The organism is Parafrankia sp. EUN1f (assembly GCF_000177675.1).
Classification (GTDB): domain Bacteria; phylum Actinomycetota; class Actinomycetes; order Frankiales; family Frankiaceae; genus Parafrankia.
The window spans coordinates 1-20,692 of record NZ_ADGX01000147.1; the positions used below are offsets into that span (position 1 = coordinate 1).

Annotated in this window: 21 protein-coding genes; 1 reads left to right on the forward strand and 20 read right to left on the reverse strand. The window is 70.3% G+C overall.

Annotation, left to right across the window (positions count from 1 at the left end):
* The 7 genes from FREUN1FDRAFT_RS30475 to rpsB all read right to left on the reverse strand — a co-directional run.
* The coding region (locus FREUN1FDRAFT_RS30475) for a PHB depolymerase family esterase (protein ID WP_006544164.1) at positions 1-858 on the reverse strand (858 nt) is incomplete at its 3' end.
* A gap of 167 nt (positions 859-1,025) precedes the next feature.
* Positions 1,026-2,168, reverse strand: coding sequence for a 23S rRNA (adenine(2503)-C(2))-methyltransferase RlmN (gene rlmN, locus FREUN1FDRAFT_RS30480; protein WP_006544165.1), 1,143 nt, complete (start codon positions 2,166-2,168; stop codon positions 1,026-1,028).
* Between the two features lie 147 nt (positions 2,169-2,315).
* On the reverse strand, positions 2,316-3,530 hold the full coding sequence (locus FREUN1FDRAFT_RS30485) for a phosphatidate cytidylyltransferase (RefSeq protein ID WP_369809837.1): 1,215 nt from the start codon (positions 3,528-3,530) through the stop codon (positions 2,316-2,318).
* A 152-nt stretch (positions 3,531-3,682) separates the two neighbouring features.
* A complete protein-coding gene (gene frr / locus FREUN1FDRAFT_RS30490) occupies positions 3,683-4,240 on the reverse strand; it encodes a ribosome recycling factor (protein ID WP_006544167.1) in 558 nt (185 codons plus the stop codon).
* Positions 4,237-5,034: a UMP kinase gene (pyrH, locus tag FREUN1FDRAFT_RS30495; protein WP_006544168.1), complete on the reverse strand. Its 798-nt coding sequence runs from the start codon at positions 5,032-5,034 to the stop codon at positions 4,237-4,239. Before pyrH ends, frr begins: the two co-directional genes overlap by 4 nt.
* A gap of 311 nt (positions 5,035-5,345) precedes the next feature.
* Positions 5,346-5,960 carry a translation elongation factor Ts gene (locus FREUN1FDRAFT_RS30500; protein ID WP_006544169.1) on the reverse strand — a complete coding sequence of 205 codons (615 nt, stop codon included), beginning with the start codon at positions 5,958-5,960 and terminating at the stop codon, positions 5,346-5,348.
* Between the two features lie 250 nt (positions 5,961-6,210).
* Positions 6,211-7,128: a 30S ribosomal protein S2 gene (gene rpsB, locus FREUN1FDRAFT_RS30505; protein WP_006544170.1), complete on the reverse strand. Its 918-nt coding sequence runs from the start codon at positions 7,126-7,128 to the stop codon at positions 6,211-6,213.
* Between the two features lie 738 nt (positions 7,129-7,866).
* Between rpsB and FREUN1FDRAFT_RS30510 the strand changes: the two genes are divergently transcribed.
* On the forward strand, positions 7,867-8,448 hold the full coding sequence (locus tag FREUN1FDRAFT_RS30510; protein WP_006544171.1) for a M23 family metallopeptidase: 582 nt from the start codon (positions 7,867-7,869) through the stop codon (positions 8,446-8,448).
* Positions 8,449-8,543: 95 nt separating this feature from the next.
* Here FREUN1FDRAFT_RS30510 and pip read toward each other — a convergent pair whose 3' ends face one another.
* The 13 genes from pip to ffh form a co-directional block, all read right to left on the reverse strand.
* Positions 8,544-9,494: a prolyl aminopeptidase gene (gene pip / locus FREUN1FDRAFT_RS30515; protein ID WP_083828866.1), complete on the reverse strand. Its 951-nt coding sequence runs from the start codon at positions 9,492-9,494 to the stop codon at positions 8,544-8,546.
* A 251-nt stretch (positions 9,495-9,745) separates the two neighbouring features.
* Complete coding sequence (gene dprA / locus FREUN1FDRAFT_RS30520) at positions 9,746-10,945, reverse strand: DNA-processing protein DprA (RefSeq protein ID WP_050796108.1); 1,200 nt, start codon at positions 10,943-10,945, stop codon at positions 9,746-9,748.
* Positions 10,942-12,495 carry a YifB family Mg chelatase-like AAA ATPase gene (locus tag FREUN1FDRAFT_RS30525; protein ID WP_006544174.1) on the reverse strand — a complete coding sequence of 518 codons (1,554 nt, stop codon included), beginning with the start codon at positions 12,493-12,495 and terminating at the stop codon, positions 10,942-10,944. Before FREUN1FDRAFT_RS30525 ends, dprA begins: the two co-directional genes overlap by 4 nt.
* Positions 12,495-12,851, reverse strand: a complete 357-nt coding sequence (locus FREUN1FDRAFT_RS30530) for a YraN family protein (RefSeq protein ID WP_006544175.1) — start codon at positions 12,849-12,851, stop codon at positions 12,495-12,497. Before FREUN1FDRAFT_RS30530 ends, FREUN1FDRAFT_RS30525 begins: the two co-directional genes overlap by 1 nt.
* Positions 12,852-13,108: 257 nt before the next feature.
* On the reverse strand, positions 13,109-13,405 hold the full coding sequence (locus tag FREUN1FDRAFT_RS30535; protein ID WP_006544176.1) for a DUF2469 domain-containing protein: 297 nt from the start codon (positions 13,403-13,405) through the stop codon (positions 13,109-13,111).
* Complete coding sequence (locus tag FREUN1FDRAFT_RS30540) at positions 13,402-14,124, reverse strand: ribonuclease HII (RefSeq protein ID WP_006544177.1); 723 nt, start codon at positions 14,122-14,124, stop codon at positions 13,402-13,404. The genes FREUN1FDRAFT_RS30535 and FREUN1FDRAFT_RS30540 overlap by 4 nt, the downstream gene beginning before the upstream one ends.
* 5 nt (positions 14,125-14,129) lie before the next feature.
* Complete coding sequence (lepB, locus tag FREUN1FDRAFT_RS30545) at positions 14,130-15,368, reverse strand: signal peptidase I (protein ID WP_369809839.1); 1,239 nt, start codon at positions 15,366-15,368, stop codon at positions 14,130-14,132.
* A gap of 318 nt (positions 15,369-15,686) precedes the next feature.
* A complete protein-coding gene (gene rplS, locus FREUN1FDRAFT_RS30550) occupies positions 15,687-16,043 on the reverse strand; it encodes a 50S ribosomal protein L19 (RefSeq protein ID WP_018640599.1) in 357 nt (118 codons plus the stop codon).
* Positions 16,044-16,468: 425 nt separating this feature from the next.
* The gene (gene trmD, locus FREUN1FDRAFT_RS30555) at positions 16,469-17,248 is read right to left on the reverse strand and encodes a tRNA (guanosine(37)-N1)-methyltransferase TrmD (RefSeq protein WP_006544180.1); all 780 of its coding nucleotides are present in this window, start codon (positions 17,246-17,248) and stop codon (positions 16,469-16,471) included.
* Between the two features lie 87 nt (positions 17,249-17,335).
* Positions 17,336-17,980, reverse strand: coding sequence for a ribosome maturation factor RimM (gene rimM / locus FREUN1FDRAFT_RS30560; RefSeq protein WP_006544181.1), 645 nt, complete (start codon positions 17,978-17,980; stop codon positions 17,336-17,338).
* 39 nt (positions 17,981-18,019) lie between these two features.
* Entirely contained in the window at positions 18,020-18,253 is a 234-nt protein-coding gene (locus FREUN1FDRAFT_RS30565) for an RNA-binding protein (RefSeq protein WP_006544182.1), read from the reverse strand.
* Positions 18,254-18,694, reverse strand: a complete 441-nt coding sequence (gene rpsP / locus FREUN1FDRAFT_RS30570) for a 30S ribosomal protein S16 (protein ID WP_006544183.1) — start codon at positions 18,692-18,694, stop codon at positions 18,254-18,256.
* A gap of 266 nt (positions 18,695-18,960) precedes the next feature.
* Positions 18,961-20,541 carry a signal recognition particle protein gene (ffh, locus tag FREUN1FDRAFT_RS30575; protein WP_006544184.1) on the reverse strand — a complete coding sequence of 527 codons (1,581 nt, stop codon included), beginning with the start codon at positions 20,539-20,541 and terminating at the stop codon, positions 18,961-18,963.
* Between the last annotated feature and the right edge of the window lie 151 nt (positions 20,542-20,692).

The window sequence follows — 20,692 nt, forward strand, 5'->3', positions numbered from 1 at the left end:
GCCGCAGCCGAACGCCCTGGCGTACCGGTCGGTGCGGCTCTCGACGGGCTGCGCGACCAGCCCCACGAAGGGCGCGGTACGGGCCGGGCCGCCGCCGTCCCAGGGCGCGATCGCGTCCGCGGTTCCGTGCACCTCGAGCAGGTTCGCGCGTGGATCCGCGCAGTCCTCCGGGACCCGGCTCGCCGCGACCGTGACCACGGCCGCGAACCGGTCGGGCAGCGCGCAGGCGACCTCCAGCGTCATGTCGGCGCCATCGGAGAAGCCGCTGGCGAACACCCGCTTCGGGTCGAGGCACATCCGGCCCGTCAGGTCGTTGAGCACCATGCCGATGAACAGGACGTCGTCGGGGCCGGCCTCGGCCGAGCGGGTGAGGTTCCACCGGGCGGACACGCCGACCGGGGTGACGACCGCATAGCCCGATCTGGTCCCCGCGTCAGCCATCCCGGTGTACTGCTCCAGTTGGTCCACGGACTGGTCGCGGTCGTGCAGGTTGACGACGAGCGGAAGCGCCGTGCCCGCCCTGGCGCCCTGGGGCACGGCGAGCCGGTACTGCCGATCCGTACCCGCGACGGTGACGGTCTCGGTGGTGACCCCGGACGGCAGGCTCCTGCCCGTCTGGCACCCGCTGGTCGGCGGCGCGGGCACGGTGGGAAGTGCGGCCACCGCCGCGGCACCCGATGCCCCGGCCCTGCCCAGTGCCGTCGCGACCGGCGCCGCGGCATCGGACTTGTCCGACGGGGACTGTGACATCGCGTACCAGAGCAGCAGGAGGAGCACCCCCGCCGCGGCGGTGATCGGCAGCCAGAGCGTGCTGGTCGGCCGGGAACCGTTGCGCAGCGCACCGGAGCGAGCCCGCACCCGGCCCGCGGCCGACCTCGCCGAACCCGCGGCCGACCTCGCCGACCCGACACCAGATCTCGCTGATCCGACACCAGGTCTCCCCGATCCGCCGGTCGACCTCGCCGAACCGGCGCCGGGCCGGCCGTTGCCTCGCCGACGCCCGGCAGGGCTCCCGAACGCCACGGCTAGCGCCCCGTTCGCCGACGGGCCGGCGGTTCGGCCGCAAGCTGGCCGCACGCGGCGGCGATCTCCCGGCCGCGGGTGTCACGCACCGTCGCCGTGACGCCCCGGGCTCGCAGTCGATCCACGAAGACCCGCTGGCCACGGGGAGCGCTCGCCTGCCAGGACGAGCCGTCCGTCGGGTTGAGCGGGATCAGGTTCACATGTGCCAGCTGGCCGGCGAGCAGTGCGCCGAGGGCGTCCGCCCGCTCGGGAGAGTCGTTGACGCCGTCGATCAGCGCGTATTCGATGCTCACCCGCCGGCCGGTGATCCGGGCGTAGTCCCAGGCAGCCTCGAGGACCTCGGCCACGGGCCACCGCGTGTTGATCGGAACGAGCTCGTTGCGCAGCTCGTCGTCCGGCGCGTGCAGCGAGAGCGCGAGTGTCACCGGAAGCCCCTCGCCGGCCAGCCGACGGATCCCCGGCACCAGGCCCACCGTGCTCACCGTCAGGCTCCGCGCCGAGAGACCGAGACCGTCCGGCGTGGGTTCGATGAGCCGCCGCAGCGCGGCGAGCAGGGCGTTGTAGTTCGCCAACGGCTCGCCCATGCCCATGAACACCACGTTGGACAACCTGCCGGGCCCACCGGGCAGGCCGCCCCGAGTCATCGTGCGAGCCGCGTCCACCACCTGTTCGACGATCTCGGCCGTCGAGAGGTTGCGGGTGAGACCACCCTGGCCCGTCGCACAGAAGGGACAGGCCATACCGCAGCCCGCCTGGCTCGAGACACAGACGGTTGTCCGCTGCGGGTATCGCATCAGCACGGACTCGATCTTGGCGCCGTCGACCGTGCGCCAGACGGTCTTGCGGGTCTGGCCACCGTCACAGTCCGCCGTGGTGGCAGCGGTGAGCAGCCGCGGCAACAGCGAGTCGACGAGCGTCGCCCGGACCTGCGCCGGCAGGTCGGTCATCGCGGCGGCGTCCTCTGCCCGCAGATGACGGGCGAAGTAGTGCCGGGCGAGCTGGTCGGCCCGGAAGGCCGGCAGGCCAAGCGACTCGGCCACGGCACGCCGTTCGTCACGGGAGAGGTCCGCGAGGTGACGCGGCGGGCGAGACCGCCCTGCCACCAGGGGCAGGAGGTCTCCGGAATCGGCGGTCGTGGCAGTCATCGCCTGTCCAGTCTGCCAGGCAGTCCGGCGAGGCGGCGCCCCGGTGATCCACGAGGCCCGTTCGCCGCCCCGGGCCTGGCCGGTCAGCACGAGCCCTCAGCCACGCAGAGCGTCGCCCGAGCAGTCAGGTCGGCCCGGTCAGCCCGGTCAGCCGAGGAACGCGGTGATGAGCAGCCAGGCCACCGGGGCTGTGCAAAGCAGGGAGTCTAGGCGGTCCATGATCCCGCCGTGGCCGGGCAGCAGACTGCCCATGTCCTTGATGCCGATGTCCCGCTTCAGTAGCGACTCGCCCAGGTCACCCACAGTCGCGGAACAGGCCGTGGCCACCCCGAGCAACGCTCCCTGCCAGATCTCGCCGTCCAGCGGCCAGGTCATCAGGACGGCGCCGACGATGACGCAGCCGACGATCGACCCGGCGAAGCCCTCCCACGACTTTCCGGGCGAAACCGACGGAGCCAGCTTGTGGCGGCCGCCCGAGAGCACACCTGCCGTGTAGCCGCCGATGTCGCTGGCGACCACCGTGCCGAGGAACGCGATGGTGCGCCAGTGGCCGTCCGGCGCGGAGGTCAGCAGGGTGGCGAAGCCGGCCGGAAAACCGACGTACGCGGCGGTGAAGGCGCAGGCCGCGAAGTCGCGCAACCGTGCCGCGCTGTTCGCCGCCGCCGGATCACGAACTCCGCGGACGGCGACCGCGGCGAGGATGGTGCCCGCCAGGGCCAGCACGAGTCCGTTCGTACCGGCGCTGTAGGCCGCGACAGGCATCGCGACGGCACCCGCCGCCAGCGGGACCAGTGGGACCGTCATCCCCGCGACGTGCAGCGCACGGACGACCTCGTAGGTCCCGATCGCCACCGCGGCGCTGACCACGCCCACCCAGATCGGGTAGAAGGTGAACAGCGGAACGAGGATCACCGCGCCCAGCACAATCCCCACCGCGATCGCGGCGGGCAGGTCACGGCCGGCCCGGATCACCCGCCGGCCGCTCTTCGCGGTGTTCGCCGCGGGCAGGCCGGCCGCGGCCGGCTTCTGGTCGCCCTCCAACGGCGGCTGGGCTGCCGGCCCGCGGCCCGCCGCATCACCGCCACCGTGACCGCCGATACCTGGCCCGACACCCGGGGCGGACGCGAGATCAGCGTCCCCGGCCAGCGGCCGGGTGACCCGCTCCGAACCGGCGGCGCCATTCGAACCACCGACACTGTTCGGACCAGCAGCGCCGTTCGAACCATCGGCGTCGTTCGAACGACCGATGCCGTTCGAGGCATGGCCGCGCGGAGCAGGCCCGTCCGCCGGGACGAAGCCGTGCTGCTCCGTTCGGAGACCGTCCCGTCCCGGATCGTCAGGCGTGTCGGCGCGGTCAGTCACAGCCGTGTCCTCGGGCGGCATTCCCAGGGCCGGGATACTCACCGCTCCGCCCATCCCATCCGTTCCTACCGACACGCCCGGCACGCCACCCCTGGATGGTCCGAGGTGGCGGATGGGCACGGTGCCGCATATGGCTGAACGCTGCTCGCGGGTCAGACCGAGAGCAGGTCCGACTCCTTGATGCGAAGAAGTTCATCGACCTGCGCGACGTACCGGTGGGTCGCCTCGTCGAGATCCTTCTCGCCACGCCGGCCCTCGTCCTCGCCGGCGTCACCGTCGCGGACGATACGGTCGATGGCGTCCTTGGCGTGGCGCCGGATGTTGCGGATGCTGACCCGGGCCTCCTCGGCCTTGGTGCGGGCCACCTTCACCAGCTCACGGCGGCGCTGCTCGGAGAGCTCCGGAAAGACGCAGCGGATGATCGCACCGTCGTTGCTCGGGTTCACCCCGAGGTCCGAGTCCCGGACGGCCTTCTCCACCGCACCCAGCGACGACTTGTCGTAGGGGGTGATGATGACCATGCGCGGCTCGGGGATGTGGAACGAGGCGAGCTGCTGGACAGGGGTCGGCGCACCGTAGTAGTCAACGAGGACCTTCCCGAAGACCGCCGGCGTGATGCGGCCGGTCCGGATGTTCCCGAAGTCCTCCTTGGCGACCGAGACTGCCTTGTCCATCTTCTCCTCGGCCTCGAGGAGCGTGTCGTCGATCACCGCGTACCTTCCGTTCCGTACGTTTCGACACCGACCAACGTGCCGATCTTCTCACCCCGGACAGCGCGGGAGATGTTCCCCTCGGTGAGGAGATCGAAGACGACGATCGGCAGGTCGTTGTCCATGCACAGGCTGATCGCGGTCGCGTCCATCACTTTCAGGCCGCGCGCGAGAACCTCACCGTAAGTGAGGGTGTCGAACCGAACGGCGGCGGGATTCGTCGCAGGGTCGGAGTCGTAGACCCCGTCGACCTTCGTCGCCTTGAGTACCGCCTGGGCCTTGACCTCCAGCGCCCGCTGGGCGGCCGTGGTGTCAGTCGAGAAGAAAGGCGCCCCCAGACCCGCACCGAAGATCACCACCCGGCCCTTCTCCAGATGGCGGATCGCCCGCAGGGGAAGATAGGGCTCGGCGACCTGGCCCATGGCGATCGCCGTCTGCACCCGCGTCACGATGCCTTCCCGCTCGAGGACGTCCTGCAGCGCGAGGCAGTTGATCACCGTCCCGAGCATGCCCATGTAGTCGGCCCGGGCGCGGTCCATCCCACGCTCGGCCAAGGCCTGCCCGCGGAACATGTTTCCCGCGCCGACGACGATGGCGACCTCGATACCCGACCGGCTCACCCCGGCGATCTGGCGTGCGATCGTCGACAGGGTGACGGGGTCGATCCCCAGCGGCTCCCCGCCGGCGAACGCCTCACCGGAGAGTTTCAGCAGCACCCGGGTCCATCGCGGCTGGGTGTCAGTGCGGTCTCCAGAGTCGACTGCACCCACGGCGTTGTAGGCGTCATCGGTCACGGGGAGGCTCCTTCGCCGTTAGCCGGGATCATCGGCCTGGGACGTTCATGCTGACTGCAGTCTGCCGCACGACTCAGGCACGGCTGCCCGTGGGGCCGCGTGGCGCGTCGACGAGCGCGAACTGTGGCCGGCCGGATCGGGCCTGTGCAGATCGCGCCGCCAAACGTCACCTTGTGCCGTGTGATGCCCGCGAACACGAGGGGGCCGCAGGCGCGAAGGACCGCAAACCGACGTCGGCCGGACATCCGCAGAGGGTTCATCCCCTGCCAGATGCCCGGCCGTCTCTCCCCACCGGCGTGGCGAGCGCCTACTCAGGCCTGCCGCACGTTGAACCGCGCGAACCGGCCCACCTCGATCTTCTCACCGAGTGAGGAGCCCGCCTGCTCCAGCAGGGCACGGATGGTGATCTTGCCGTCCTTCACCCAGGGCTGGTCGAGCAGCACCGCGCTCTTGATGTAGCCGTTGACCTTGCCCTCGACGATCTTCGGGATGGCGTTCTCGTTCTTGCCCTCTTCGCGGGCGGCCGCCTCGTAGATCTTCCGCTCGGATTCCAGCACCTCGTTCGGGATCTGCTCAGCGGTCACGTACAGCGGGTCGGCCGCCGCGATGTGCTGGGCGAGGTCACGCGCGAGCTGCTTGAAGTCCTCCGTCTTGGCGACGAAGTCGGTCTCGCAGCGAAGCTCCACGAGGACGCCCAGCGTCGGCGGAAGCTGCGGGTCGGTGCGGTGGAGGTAGGACTCGACAAGCCCGTTCACCGTGCTGCGGCCCGCGCGCTTGGCGACGCCCGCGAGACCCTTCTCCCGCAGCCAGGACTTGGCCTTCTCGAAGTCGCCGTCGTGATCGACAAGCGCCTTCTTGACGTCGCTCATCCCGGCGCCGGTGAGTTCCCGGAGCTTGCGGATGTCGGCGGCTGTGATGTCTGCCATGGTGCTCTTCTCGTCAGTTCCGATTGCTGGCGATGGTGGGCGTTGTTCGTTGATTGGGAGTTTCGGCGTCGAGACGTGCGCGACGCCGCCGCACGGGCGCCACCCACTCCGACCGCCGCCGCCAGAAGCGGTCGACAGCCTCCCGGACGGACGCCTGCCCCGCCACCCGGCTGCCGGGCGGCGGGGCTGGAGCAACGTCTCACGGCGGTACGCAGACCACCGGGAGACGTCGAGGTCAGGTCTGGCTCTGTCAGACGGCGGTGCCGACCGCGTCCGGCTGGGGCTGCTCCTGCTGCTCTTCCTGCTGGCCCTCGGCGGCCGTGGGCTCACTCGCCGTAGGAGCGGCCGCAGCCGGCTCAGCCGCAGCCGGCTCACTCGCGGCGGGAGCGGCGTCCCCACGCAGCAGCGCCTGCTCCCACTCCGCGAGCGGTTCCTCGCCCGTGGACTGCTCGGGCTTCGCCTCGGCGTTGCTCGACGCGCCGGCACGCGACATCAGGCCCTCGGCCACCGCGTCCGCGACGACCCGGGTGAGCAGGGCGGCGCTGCGGATCGCGTCGTCGTTGCCCGGAATCGGGTAATCGACCTCGTCCGGGTCGCAGTTGGTGTCCAGGATCGCCACGACCGGGATACCCAGCTTGCGGGCCTCACCGACGGCGATGTGCTCCTTCTTGGTGTCAACGACCCAGACCGCGCTCGGCACCCGGCTCATGTCACGGATACCGCCGAGGGTGCGCTCGAGCTTCGCCTTCTCCCGGGTCAGCACGAGCTGTTCCTTCTTCGTGCGGACCTCGGTGCCACCGGTCAGCTCGATCTCCTCGAGCTCCTTGAGCCGCTGGAGACGCTTGTAGACCGTGGAGAAGTTCGTCAGCATGCCGCCCAGCCAACGCTCCTTGACGAAGGGCATGCCGACCCGCAGGGCCTGCTCCTCGATCGCCTCCTGCGCCTGCTTCTTCGTCCCGATGAACAGGACGGTCCCACCGTGGGCGACCGTCTCCTTGACGAAGTCGTAGGCCCGGTCGATGTAGGACAGGGTCTGCTGCAGGTCGATGATGTAGATGCCGTTGCGCTCCGTGAAGATGTAGCGCTTCATCTTCGGGTTCCAGCGCTTCGTCTGGTGCCCGAAGTGAACGCCGCTCTCCAGGAGCTGCTTCATGGTGACGACGGCCATGACTGGCGTCGCTCCCTTCTCGCCCGGCACGTTGACCGGGACGCCTCGGTTGTGACGGCCCCGGCGAGAGCCGGAGACCCCTGACGCCCGAATGGCCGTGGCCGCCGCGGGGCGGCGGACCGAGGAGGCCCTCCCGGTCGCGACCGGGAGCAGGCGTGCGAACTGAGCCCACCGAAATGGTCGGAAACCGGCTGTTGCCGGCCACCGACCACCACCGGTGACCCGCGACGCCACAGGCGGCCCAGCCAGGCGGCCAGGACACCAGCAACGCCGAGGCGACCTCGGCAGATGGACTCCCGCCAATGATACCCGGCCTCCGTGACCGCTCCCTGACCGAGGCTCGGGGGTCGCCCGCCCGGAGGGACGCCCGCGGAGCTGCTGGTCGGACGGCTCGCCAGCCCCGGCAGCCGCGCTGCCGAACCCGGAAGCTCGGCGCGGCGCTCCGATCGGCGGCCCCTGCCGGGCGAAGCCGAAGAGGTCACAAAGAGACTCGGCGCGACCCCTTTCGTTTTCGTTTATCCACAACAGGCTTCATTAGCCACCGTTTGATGGCGGATTCATGCACCCTTGTGTTGCTGGCCAAATCGGGCGCCCCCGCCGGCCAGCAGAGCGGCGGTCGGAACCGACCCGAAGGGCCCGACCGCCGCTCATCCATCAGGGCCGCTCCGCCACAAGGCACCAGGGCGGCTCCGCCACAACGACAGTTCGTCGTGTCTGCCGATCCGGAGGCGAACCGCTGTGTCCCACCCACCGCGCCTCGACCCGGCCGTGCTGGTCATCCCGCTGCTCGCGCTGATGATCGCGCTAGTCTGCCCAGGGCGGGTGCCGATCCGGGCATCCGTCAGCGCCCCGGCCTCGAGCCAGCCGGCAGTAACCGCGCCGGTGCGATCCGAGTCGGCAGGCGACCCCACCGGGTGGACCTGGCCACTGCCAGACCCCGTCACGGTGGCGCGGGCGTTTCAGGCACCTGAGCACCCTTTCGGCCCAGGGCACCGTGGGGTCGATCTGAGTTCCCCGCCGGGCAGCCCGGTCGCAGCCGCCCGCTCCGGGGTCGTCGGCTTCGCGGGCTGGGTCGGCGACCGGTGGGTCGTCACCGTCGTGCACGGCTCGCTGCGCACCACCTACGAACCTGTGCGTCCACTCGTGCACGAAGGTGACCAGGTCGCCAGCGGAGAGCGGATCGGGCTCCTCGAAGCGGGGCATTCCGGCTGCCCGACCGCGGCCTGCCTGCACTGGGGGCTTCTGCGCGGCGCGGAGTACCTCAACCCGCTCGCCTTCTTCCACCGGATTCGCCCCCGCCTGCTCCCACTGCTCGGATAGCCCTTCGCAAATGTTCGGTGGCATGGCGCTGACTCCGGTCAGGAACATGCACACTGCCCCAGCCTGCGCAGTACCGAGACTGGAGGTCCCACCGGTCACCCCGGAGCAAATCTGGTGATGGCACGGTGAATCTGGCTGCGCATGGTGTCGCTGCCCGTGTGGCCCGCGTCTGTGACGGCGACGAGTTCCGCGTCGGGCCAGGCGCCAGCAAGCTCCCACGCGGTCCGGAAGGTGCTGCCCAGGTCATGGCGGCCGTGGATCAACACCCCGGGTATTCCTGCCAGACGCCCTGCATTACGCAGCAGGATGCCCTCCTCCAGCCAGGCGCCGTGGGCGAAGTAGTGCGCGCAGATGCGGACGAGCGCGAGGCGGGCTGCCAGCGGACGGCTGCTGTAGGCGTTCCGCCGTCCGTTCGGTTCCAGGGAGATGACCGCGTCCTCCCAGGCACACCACGCCTCGGCCGCCCGTGCCCGCACCTGCGGGTCGGGATCTTCCATCAGGCACGCATAGGCCTTGACCAGGTGACCCTCACCGCCCGCCCCGGACGCGGCGGAACGGAACCGCTCCCACTCCTGCGGGAAGAACCTCGCCACCCCGCGGTACAGCCAGTCGATCTCCGCACGCCGCGTCATGGTGACTCCGGGGATGACGATCTCCGAGACCCGGCCCGGATGGCGCTCGGCGTAGGCGAGCGCCAGCGTCGACCCCCACGAACCTCCGAAGAGCAGCCACTTCTCGACGTTGAGGTGCTCGCGGAGCACCTCCATGTCAGCCAGCAGGTGCTCCGTGGTGTTACAACGCATATCGGTGGCCGGATCACTCGCGTGCGGGATGCTACGTCCACAGCCACGCTGATCGAAGAGCACCACTCGGAATCGGTCGAGGTGAGGAAACCGACGGGCACCTACCGAGCAACCCGATCCGGGCCCACCGTGAACGACGAGCGCAGGCTTCCCCTGCGGGTTGCCACAGACCTCCCAGTAGACGAAGTTTCCGTCACCGACCGAGATCGTACCTTTATCGTATGGTTCAACCGAAGAACTAATTTCCACCCCTTTTTACCCCAGGGCAAAGGACGTCGATTCAATTCTCTTTGGGTACCACAGGTCGAAGGATGCGATGACATCGATGCCGATAGCCGTCATTGCGCGCTCGGCGATCTGGCCGACGGCATCCGCACGGCCGCCGAGATCATCCGCCGACTAATCGAGCAGCTCTACAGCCTGCCGGGTGCTCGACGGCCAGCTTCGTGCTGCTGCCGGGCAAGACCTGAGAGTCCCAGTCGCCAGGCAGCCGTTCACGATTTTCGGGCAGCCCTGCTGCCACCCGCCTGAGAGGATGATCTTCCCAGCGCCGTCAGCCGGTAGCCCGCCGGGGTCGCCTCGACCAAGCCCTCCACCGCCAGCGGCCCGAGCAGCGCCAGCACCGTTCCGGGAGGACAGTCGACCCGGCGGGCAAGTGCCGCCACTCCGATGGCCGAACGGGCTGGCATCACGTCCAGCAGCTGCAGGACGAGGTCCGCGAGGCCGTCACGGGCTCGCGTCGGGCCGCTCGGTCGGGGCGCCAGCTCACCGATCTCGCCGATCTCCTCACAGACCTCGCCCGCGCACGTGACCAGCGCCGTCTCCTCCCGCTGATCGCGCAGCAACCGATGGCAGCCAGCACTCATCGCGCTGGTGACCGGCCCTGGGACCGCCATCACGGTGCGGCCTAGACGGCGGGCATGACGGACCGTGTTCAGAGCACCGCTGCGCACACCCGCCTCCACGAGCACCGTGCCCGCACCAAGCGCCGCGATGATCCTGTTCCGGGTCAGGAAGCGGCGCCGGTAGGGCGGGCTCCCCGGGGGAGTCTCGCTGAGTACCAGACCGGAGGCTGCGATTTCGTCAAGCAGGTCGGCGTGGGCCGCCGGGTAGGGCACGTCGACGCCGCCAGCCAGGACCGCGATCGTCGATCCCCCGGCGGCGAGCGCACCGCGGTGCGCGGCCGCGTCGACACCGAACGCGGCTCCGGACACGATGGTCCAGCCGCGTTCAGCCAGCCCGAAGCCGAGTTCCTGGGCCTGGTGAAGGCCGTAGTCCGTGGCCGCGCGACAGCCGACGACCGCCACCGCCCGCCGGGTGATGTCGGCAAGGCCAGCCGTTCCCCGAGCCCAGAGCACGAGGGGCATCCCGTCATCACCGCTCTTGTCGCCGCCGATCCGGTCGAGGACGTCGAGCCCAGCCGGCCAGTCCGGATCGCCCGGGCACAGTGGCCGAGCTCCGACCCGCTCCGCGGCCTCGATGTCCTGCCGCGGATCGACACCAGGATGCTGCGCCCTGAGCCGCTCCCACAGGGCCACCTCGCCGACCGCCTGCAACTGCTCGCGCAGTGAGGCCCGGGCAGGAGCGGCGATCCGGCTGAGGCCGACGCGCGCCAGTCGACGCGCGTCGGCCTCGCCGCCTGCCACCAGCGCCACCGGAGACGGCCCTGACAGGTGATCTGATGGCCTGCTCATGCCGACCACCCCGGCAGCCGCAGATCGAGGGCGAGGCCGACCTCGGCAGCGCCAGGCCGTTCAACCTCCGCCAGGTCCGCGATCGTCCAGGCGACGCGGAACACCCGGTCCAGCCCACGTGCCGTGAGCAGCCCGCGATCGAACGCACGGTCCGCGAGGCGGGTCGCCTCCGGGAGCAACGGCCACCGATGTCGCCAGGCGGGCCCGGGCACGTCGGAGTTACGGCGCCACGGCGTGCCGGCGAACCTCTTCTCCATCACGGAACGTGCGCGTGCCACCCGCTCCGCGATCGTCCTGGAGGAGGTCGCGTGCCCTCGGTCCGCTTTCAGCTCCGCCCGGCTCGGCGAGTTCAGCTGGACCTGAATGTCGATCCGGTCCAGCAGTGGGCCTGACAACCGCGCCAGGTAACGCCGTCGAACCGTGCTGGGGCAGTCGCAGCGGGCGTCCCGCGGGCCCCGGGCACGTGAGCAGGGGCACGGGTTCGCCGCCAGGACCAGCAGGAAGCGGGCCGGGAAGCGAGTGGTGGCCCGGGCTCTCGCGACCTCGATCAGGCCGCTCTCCAACGGCTGGCGCAGGGCATCGAGACTGTTACGCCCGAATTCCGGGCTTTCATCCAGGAAGAGCACCCCGTGGTGGGCCTGGCTGGCGAGACCTGGGCGGATGGCCGGGGACCCGGAGCCGATGAGCGCGGCGGGGGTGGCTGAGTGATGCGGGTTCCGAAACGGTGGCCGGGTGACGAGCGGCCGGCCGACCGGTAGGACGCCCGCCACCGAATGCACGGCCGTGACCTCCAGCGCTGCCCTGAAATCCAGCGTGGGCAACAGGCCTGGCAGCCGCTCCGCCAGCATCGACTTGCCGGAGCCGGGCGGCCCCAGCATGAACAGGTGATGCCCACCCGCGGCGGCCACCTCCACTGCGAGCCGCCCTCGGACCTGCCCCGCGACGTCCGCCAGATCGGGCATCGTCTCCCCTGAATCGGCCGGCTCCCCCGGATCGACCGGCTGCGCGGAGCCTGCCGGGAGGAGCACAGGCGTCGGCCGGCCACGCAGCAGCGCCAGTACACCTGCGAGGTCGCGCATGGGCTCGATGACGGCACCGGGAACCAGCGCGGCTTCCGCGGCGTTCGCTACGGGCACAACAATCCGCTCCAGGCCAGCCTCAACGGCGGCCAGAACGGCGGGGAGAACTCCTCGCACCGGGCGGAGCCTGCCGTCGAGCGCGAGTTCCCCGATCAGGATGCGGCTCGCCAGTGCGCCCGAGGGCACGGCCCCGGCCGCGCCCAGAATGGCAGCGGCCACCGCGAGATCGAATCCGCTGCCGGACTTTGGAAGGGTCGCTGGAAACAGCCCAACTGTGATCTTCTGATCCGGCCAGTGCTCGCGGGAGTTCACCACCGCGGCTCGCACCCGGTCACGCGCCTCGTGCAGGGCCGCGTCCGGAAGGCCGATCAGCGTGAAGCCCGGCAGGCCGCGCCCCAGATCGGCCTCGACCTCCACGAGGCGCCCTTCGATACCGACCACCGCGACTGCCAGGGAGCGTGCGAGGGCCATCAGAAGGCTCCTCGGCGGTGCTCGACCCGGACCGGCCCCTGCTGTTCCCGATAGACCTCGAGAACATCGAATCGCACCACGGCGGGGGGATGGGGATGTTCGGCGAGCCAGCGGACGGCAAGGCGCCGGATGCGGGCGGCCTTGCGACCGACGACCGCCGCGGCGCCGCTTCCGTAGCCTGACCCGCTACGTGCCTTGACCTCGCAGAAGACAAGAATGTCGCCGTGGCGCGCGACGATATCGATCTCGCCCTCACGACACCGCCAGTTGCGGGCGAGGATCTCCGCGCCCTCGGCGCACAGATGCTCGGCCGCGACATCCTCGCCGAACCGGCCGAACCGCTCACTGACCCGCATCCGAGGCTCCGTCTCACCGGGGGTCGCACGCCCGCCGGTGAGATCAGGTTCCGCGCTCTCGCCCCGCGGAGACACTTCAATCGGCTCCCTGTGGATAACCAGCTTTCATCCACAGAGCGGCAACGATGTACGCCGTGCCACCGGGTAACCGGCGGACCGGCACCCTTCCACGCCTCAGGTGACCCCCGCCTCGCCGGACATACCGGACAGCCGGACAGCCGGACGGACCGAAGACTCCAGCGCTCAGGACCTGGCGCTCAGAGCTCGGCCTTGGTCAGTTCCTCGACATTGATGTCCTTGAACGTGACAACTCGAACGTTCTTCACGAAACGAGCGGGCCGGAACATGTCCCACACCCAGGCGTCCCGCAGCGTGAGTTCGAAGAAGACCTCGCCGTCCGAGCTGTTACGGATCTCGATCTGATAGTCGTTCGCCAGATAGAACCGCCGCTCGGTCTCGATCACATACGAGAACAGCCCCACCACGTCGCGGTACTCGCGGTAAAGCTGGAGTTCCATCTCGGTCTCGTACTTTTCGAGATCCTCCGCGCTCATGCGCTCTCCGTGGCGCCACGCAGGCTGGTCATAGCAACTCTTTCCTCCAGCCGCAGCAATCTTGTTTTCCCCGTCAGCCCCGCCTGTGCGGCGACGTTGACATATGACAGGCGGTGCTCGGCGCACGGCCCGTACCGCGCCAACGCGGCGGTGTGCGCCGCGGTGACGTAGCCCTTGTGCTGCGCGAAATCGTACTCGGCGTACTGCTCGTGCAAACAACGCATGATCCGGTCCCTGGTCACCTTGGCCACGACAGACGCCGCGGCGATGCACCCGACAGCCCGGTCTCCCTTGATCACTGCCAGCGACTCCACCCCGAATCCCTCTACCGCGAACCCGTCCGTCAGCACGTAGCCCGGCGAGACACCGAGGCGGGCGACAGCCCGACGCATACCCATGATGTTGGCGACGTGCACGCCGATCCGGTCGATGTCCGCGGCGGGAACGACGACGGTCGCCACCGCCGCGGCGCTGGCCTGCACGTCCGCGTAGACCTCCTCGCGGACGCGCTCGGTGAGCAGCTTCGAGTCGTTGAGACGCGCGAGCCGGCGGGTCCGACCTGGGCGCAGGATCACCGCGGCGACCACCAGCGGCCCCGCGCAGGCGCCCCGGCCTGCTTCGTCCACACCTGCCACCGGCCCGAGGCCGCAGCGGGTCAGCGCCCGCTCGTAGCCGAAAAGGCCGGCGTCGCTACGGACCGTCGTGCCACGCACATCCATGGGGATCAGGGCGAACCACCCACGTCAGGCCGACGGTCGGCGCGTCGTACGCGCGACCGGACAATCCCCCGGCGCGCACGCGCGGAACTCGGCCACCTGCCGACCGCCCGTCCGGACCGACCGGGCCGTCCGGACCGCCCCAGCCCGGCGCGACGACGCCGACGGCCAGGGACCACGAGCGCCAAGGCCGCCACCGGCGCCAGGAGCTCGTCCGTCGACCCCGGCAGGCCCGACCCCGACGCGACCGGCTCGTGCTCCGCGTTGCCGCGATTCGCGGCGCTGGCCGACGGCACCCCGGAGAAGGTGTCCGGCACCGAAAGGATGCCGAAGCGCCCGAGTGGCCAGACCCGCACAAACGCGCGGCCAATCACCTTGTCGTGGGGCACCGGGCCGTTCTGTCGCGAGTCCGATGACCGGGATCTGTGGTCACCCATCAGCCACAGGTCCCCGTCCGGAACCGTGATCGGACCGAACTCCTGGAAATCGTTCTCGTAGACGTAGGGCTCGTCGAGGGCCTTGCCGTTCACTGTCACGCGCCCGGCGTCATCGCAGCAGGCGACGACGTCCCCACCGACTCCGATCACACGTTTGATGAAGTCCTTCTCGCTGGGAGCGCCGAGGCCCAGCAGCTCCTGAACGTTCCGGACGAACCGGCTCAGCCCGTTGCTGGGCTCGCTGACGACCGACTCCCGCTCGAAGCCGGTGCCCTCACCGTTGAACACCACGATCTCGCCGCGGTGCACGTCCTGGAAGTGGTAGATGACCTTGTTCACCAGCACGCGGTCGTCGATGAGCAGCGTCCGTTCCATCGACTCGGACGGGATCCAGAACGCCTGCACGAAGACGGTCTTGATCAGCAGTGCGAGCAGGAAGGCGACGAGTACCAGGATCGGGAGCTCGCGCAGGAACGAGCCCCGCCCGCGGTCCCGGCCGGTGTCCGGCCGAGCGACCCGCCGCCCGGTGGCCGCCGAGGCCCCGCTCCCGTGCTCGTCACGCCCGCGCTCCTCGGGCCCGGACGAAGCGCTCGTCTCCACCTCGTACGCGGCTCCCACCACCCCGCCGCCGCTACCCGCGTTGACGCCGGCCACGACCGGCTCAAAGGGCTTGATCGGCTCGGCGGGATCCTTGACCGGCTCGGCGGGATCCATGTCGACGGAGCTGACAGGGCCGACGGGTCGCGCGGACCCGGTATCGGCACCGGAGCCCAGCCCAGCGGCGGCGGGGTCCGGACGTGAACCCGTCACGCCCGGATCCATGCCAGAAACCGCGGGACCCGGGGCGTCACCGTGCGGCCCAGGACCGGCAGACGCCGGATCGCCTTCACCCGAACCGTCGAACGGTTCGGGTGTGCCGCGGTCGGATCCACTCACTGCGCCACCTCGCCAGGTCGGCCGTCATTCGTCATCGGACAGGCAGAGGCCCGCCAAGGCCGCGGTCTGACCGGATCAGCCCACGACCTGACCATCCTGATGCACCGCCCGCGCGGTGGAGTGGTTTGGTGACCGGCCAGTCGCCAGACACCCACCAAACGGAAGGCCTATGGCGACGGTTCACCGGGAGCTTCAGCGGCCGACCGGCTCGCGCTTCTCCTTGATCTTCGCGGCCTTGCCACGAAGCTGGCGAAGGTAGTAAAGCTTCGCCCGGCGGACGTCACCGCGCGTCACGACCTCGATGCGCGAGACGATCGGGCTGTGGAGCGGGAAGGTCCGCTCGACGCCAACGCCGAAGCTCACCTTGCGAACGGTGAACGTCTCCCGGACACCGCCGCCCTGGCGACGGATCACCACGCCCTGGAAGACCTGGATGCGCTGGCGGTTACCCTCGACCACGCGCACGTGGACCTTCAGCGTGTCGCCCGGCCAGAACTCCGGCACGTCCGTCCTGCGCGACTCGGCGTCGAGGCTGTCCAGGGTGTGCATGGCAGTCGCTTTCCTCAGGGTTGTCACAGGCAAATGCATGAAACGGTCCGCCGGCCGCGACCAGCGTTTCGCTGCGGCCTTTCGACTTCCCGGTCACACGGCATCACACCGGCACGTGGCCGGACGAAGCATGCGCCAGGACGGCGAAGCGGCAGAACAGCGGTTACGCCGGATCGGCGGGCCGACCGGGTGCGCCGGATCGGCAGACCGACAAGGCCACCAACCGACAACGTCACAGACCAACCAGGTCAGTTCAACCAGGCCGGCGGGTGACGGGTCAGTGTTGCGTGACACCGTCGGTCAGGAACCAGCGGACACCGCATCCTACTGTGCCACACGAGCGAGGTGTCCGGTCGGCAGGCCCTGTCCAGGCCACCCGCGCCGCCCCCGCCAGGCCGGATCCGTCACCTCGGCGCGTCATGCCGTCACACCGCGCTGTCCTCGAGACCGCCGTCACCAGTCGGCGGGGCACTCGGCGCATTCGGCGCGCTCGCCAGGACCGCGCGGTCAGCCGCGGACAGTTCGATCCGTTCGAGCAGCTCAGGACGTCTGCGCCGGGTACGCAGCAGCGCCTCGTCCCGGCGCCACCGGGCGATGGCCGCATGATCCCCGGAGCGCAGGATCGCGGGCACCTCACGCTCCCGCCAGATCGGCGGACGGGTGTACACCGCGCCCTCAAGCAGGCCATGCGCGAAGGAGTCGTCGGTGATGGACTCGACGTTGCCGACAACACCGGGAAGCAGCCTCGTCACCGCCTCGACGATCACGAGCGTGGCGGCCTCCCCGCCGGCGAGAACGTAGTCACCGATGGAGATCTCGTCGTCGGCCCAGGCATCGACCACCCGGCCGTCGATGCCCTCGTACCGGCCGCAGCAGAAGACCAGCCAGTCCTGCTCCGCGAGCTCGGCCGCATAGCGCTGGGTGAACGGGACGCCCGCAGGCGTCGGAACCACCACGCGAGGACGGCGGGTGGGATCACCACCGCTGACGGCCCGCAGCGCCTCATCCCATGGCTCTGGGCGCATGACCATGCCCGGCCCGCCGCCATAGGGGGCGTCGTCGACCGTCCGATGGACGTCATGAGTCCATTGCCGCAGGTCATGGGTGTGGATGTCGACCAGATCCCGGGCGGCCGCGCGACCGACCAGAGCGAGCTCCAGCGGACGCAGGTAGTCCGGGAAGATCGTCAGGACGTCGATGCGCATCCGTCTGCCTTCGTCGGAGAGGGTGCCGTCGGCCGTCGGATCAGGTGCCGTTGGCGCGACGGTGATCCGCCCCACCTCGGCGGCGGATCAGTCGAGGTCGAGCAGGCCAGGTGGCGGGTCGACCACGATGTGGCCTGCCTCCAGGTCAACCGTCGGGACGATCTCCCGGACGAAGGGGATGAGGTGCTCTCCCCCGCCGGCCCTGCTGATCGCCAGCATCTCCCCGGCCGGTGAATGGACCACGTCGATCACGTCGCCGAGCGGGTCGCCCGCGGGCGTCTGCGCCCGCAGGCCGACGAGATCACGGTCCCACCACAGGTCGCCGTCATCGTCGTCGGGTTCCGCCGGTGGCCCGGACTCGTCGGAGTCGATGGTCAGCAGGGTGCCCCGCAACGCCTCCGCGGCGTTGCGGTCGCCCACACCGTCGAACCGGACCAGCAGCCGGCCGGAATGCCACCGAGAGGTCACGACCCGCAGCACCGGTTGAGTGGACGTCTCCGTCGCGCCTAGCGGCGAGGTCGCGCCCGTACCCGTGCCGCCCGTACCCGTGCCGGAGTCACCCGTGGCGGCGGGCACACCCGCCGCCGTCACCGAGTCACCCGCGGCCTGACGACCCAGCACGGACCCGGGCGCGAAACGCCGCTCGGGCAGGTCCGTCCGGACGTCGATGGTCACATCACCGCGAACACCGTGCGGACGCCCGACCCGCCCGACAATGACGGGCTCACCCATGGGAGGTTGCGGCGCGCCCGCGAACGGAAGAAACGGGCATTACCGATCCACGTCGACAACGTCGATACGCAGACCGCGACCGCCCACACCGCCCATCACGGTACGCAGCGCCCGGGCTGTCCGACCACGGCGACCGATCACCTTGCCGAGGTCGTCGGGATGCACCCGCACCTCCAGCGTCCGGCCGCGTCGGTTACTCGACAGATCGACCCGCACATCGTCGGGATAGTCGACGATGCCGCGGACGAGGTGTTCGAGAGCCGCCTCGAGCACCTACTGCCCCGCGACCGGCTCTGCGGACGCCGTCTCGGCGTCGTCGGCGGCAGCCGACTTCTTCGCCTTCTTCGGGGTCGTCGCCGGCTTGTCCGCCGCGTCGGCGGCCGCACGGGCGGCCTCCTGGAAGACCTCGCGCTTGTCGGCCTTCGGCGCCGGGAACTTCATCGGCGGAGGCGCCGGCAGGCCCTTGAACTTCTGCCAGTCGCCAGTCACCTTGAGGATCGCCAGCACCGGCTCCGTCGGCTGCGCGCCGACCGAGAGCCAGTGGCCGACGCGCTCCGCGTCGACCTTGATGATGCTCGGGTCCGACTTGGGGTGGTACTGCCCGATGGCCTCGATGACCCGGCCGTCCCGCTTGGTACGGGCGTCGGCGACGACGATGCGGTAATGCGGCTCGCGCATCTTGCCGAGGCGCTGAAGTTTGATCTTTGTTGCCACGGTGGTCGAACGGCTCCAGACATATCGATGACCACCAGAGCTACACGGGCACCCGTGACACCCCGATGGCGGGAGAACACCGCCGACGACAGACCACCCTGGCAATACTCCCCCAGAACTCCGGGGAACACGCCCGATGGCGGCCACGCCGACGCCGGCAGGCAACGCCGGTATGACCTTACAGTCTGCCAGATCAGCTGCCGGGACCGCGCCCGGGGAGTCGGGAGCGTTCCCGATCGACCCCGGCCACCGCGCCCCGATCGCTGTCAGCGGCCCGAACGGGGACGCCGCGGCGGGGTCCCCTTGCCGCCAGAACCGTTGCCACCGAGGCCGCTCTGCTGAATCAGAGCCGAGAGGTCCGGCATGCCCTCGGGCCCCGGGGCCATGCCCGGACCGAGCGCGGGCGGCCCGTCCTGCCCGGTCTTGCGGTCCTGCGACTGCGCGGCCCGGGCCGCCGGGTTTCCGCTGCGGCGCGCGCCTTTGCCCTTCTTCGGCGCCTTGCGGGCCTGCGCGGCCTTCCCCCGGCCCAGGCCGGGAATCAACCCGGACCCGCCGGCCATCTGCTTCATCATCTTGCGGGCCTCACCGAAACGGTCCAACAGCTGGTTGACCTCGGTGACGGTGACTCCGGAGCCGCGCGCGACGCGGGCCTTCCGGGACGCCTGCAGGATCTTCGGGTCGCGCCGCTCGGCCGGGGTCATGGAGCGGATGATGGCGACCACCCGGTCCAGGTCGCGATCGTCCACCTGGGCGAGCTGATCCTTGATCTGCCCCATGCCGGGAAGCATGCCGAGGAGGTTGCCGATCGGGCCCATCTTGCGCACGGTAAGCATCTGCTCGAGGAAGTCCTCGAGGGTGAACTCGGCGGTGGCCATCTTCAGGGCCATCGCCTCGGCCTGCTCGACCTCGAACGCCTTCTCGGCCTGCTCGATGAGCGTGAGCACGTCACCCATGCCGAGGATGCGCGACGCCATCCGTTCGGGGTGGAAGACGTCGAAGTCCTCGAGGGACTCGCCGGTGGAGGCGAACATGATCGGCGCGCCGGTCACCCGGGCCACCGACAGCGCGGCGCCACCACGGGCGTCGCCGTCAAGCTTGGTCAGGACGACACCGGAGAAACCGACGCCGTCGGCGAACGCCTGGGCGGTGGAGACCGCGTCCTGACCGATCATGGCGTCGAGGACGAAGAGGATCTCGTCCGGCGAGACCGCGTCCCGGATGTCGGCGGCCTGGCGCATCATCTCCTCGTCGACACCGAGCCGACCGGCGGTGTCGACGACCACCACGTCGAAGACGTGGCGGCGGGCGTGGGCGAGCGCATCCCGCGCGACCCGGACCGGATCACCGACACCGTTGCCCGGCTCGGGCGCGAACACCTCGACCCCAGCCCGGCCTCCGACGACCTGGAGCTGGTTCACCGCGTTCGGGCGCTGCAGGTCGGCGGCCACGAGCAGCGGGGTGTGCCCCTGGGCCTTCAGCCACCGACCGAGCTTGCCGGCGAGGGTCGTCTTACCGGTGCCCTGCAGACCCGCGAGCAGGATCACGGTGGGCGGCGTCTTGGCGAAGCGCACCGTGGTGGTGCCGCCACCGAGGATGGCGACGAGCTCCTCGTTGACAATCTTGATGACCTGCTGCGCAGGGTTGAGCGACGCGCTCACCTCGGCGCCGCGCGCCCGCTCCTTGACGGCCGCGACGAAACCGCGGACCACGGGGAGGGCGACATCGGCCTCCAGCAGCGCCACCCGGATCTCTCGGGCGGTGGCGTCGATGTCGGCGTCGGTCAGCCGCCCCCTGCCCCGCAGCGACGTGAAGACCTTGTCGAGGCGGCTGGAAAGGGTGTCGAACACGCGCACACACTCCGAGATCGCAGACGAACCGCAGCCACCAGCGTACGCATCACTCGCTGATCCGGAAGCGGGGGTCGGGACGACAGGCGACGCCGACGTGGACGCCGGCCCTGCCCAGCCGAGCCCAGGCCGGCCGGGCCCAGCCCGGCGA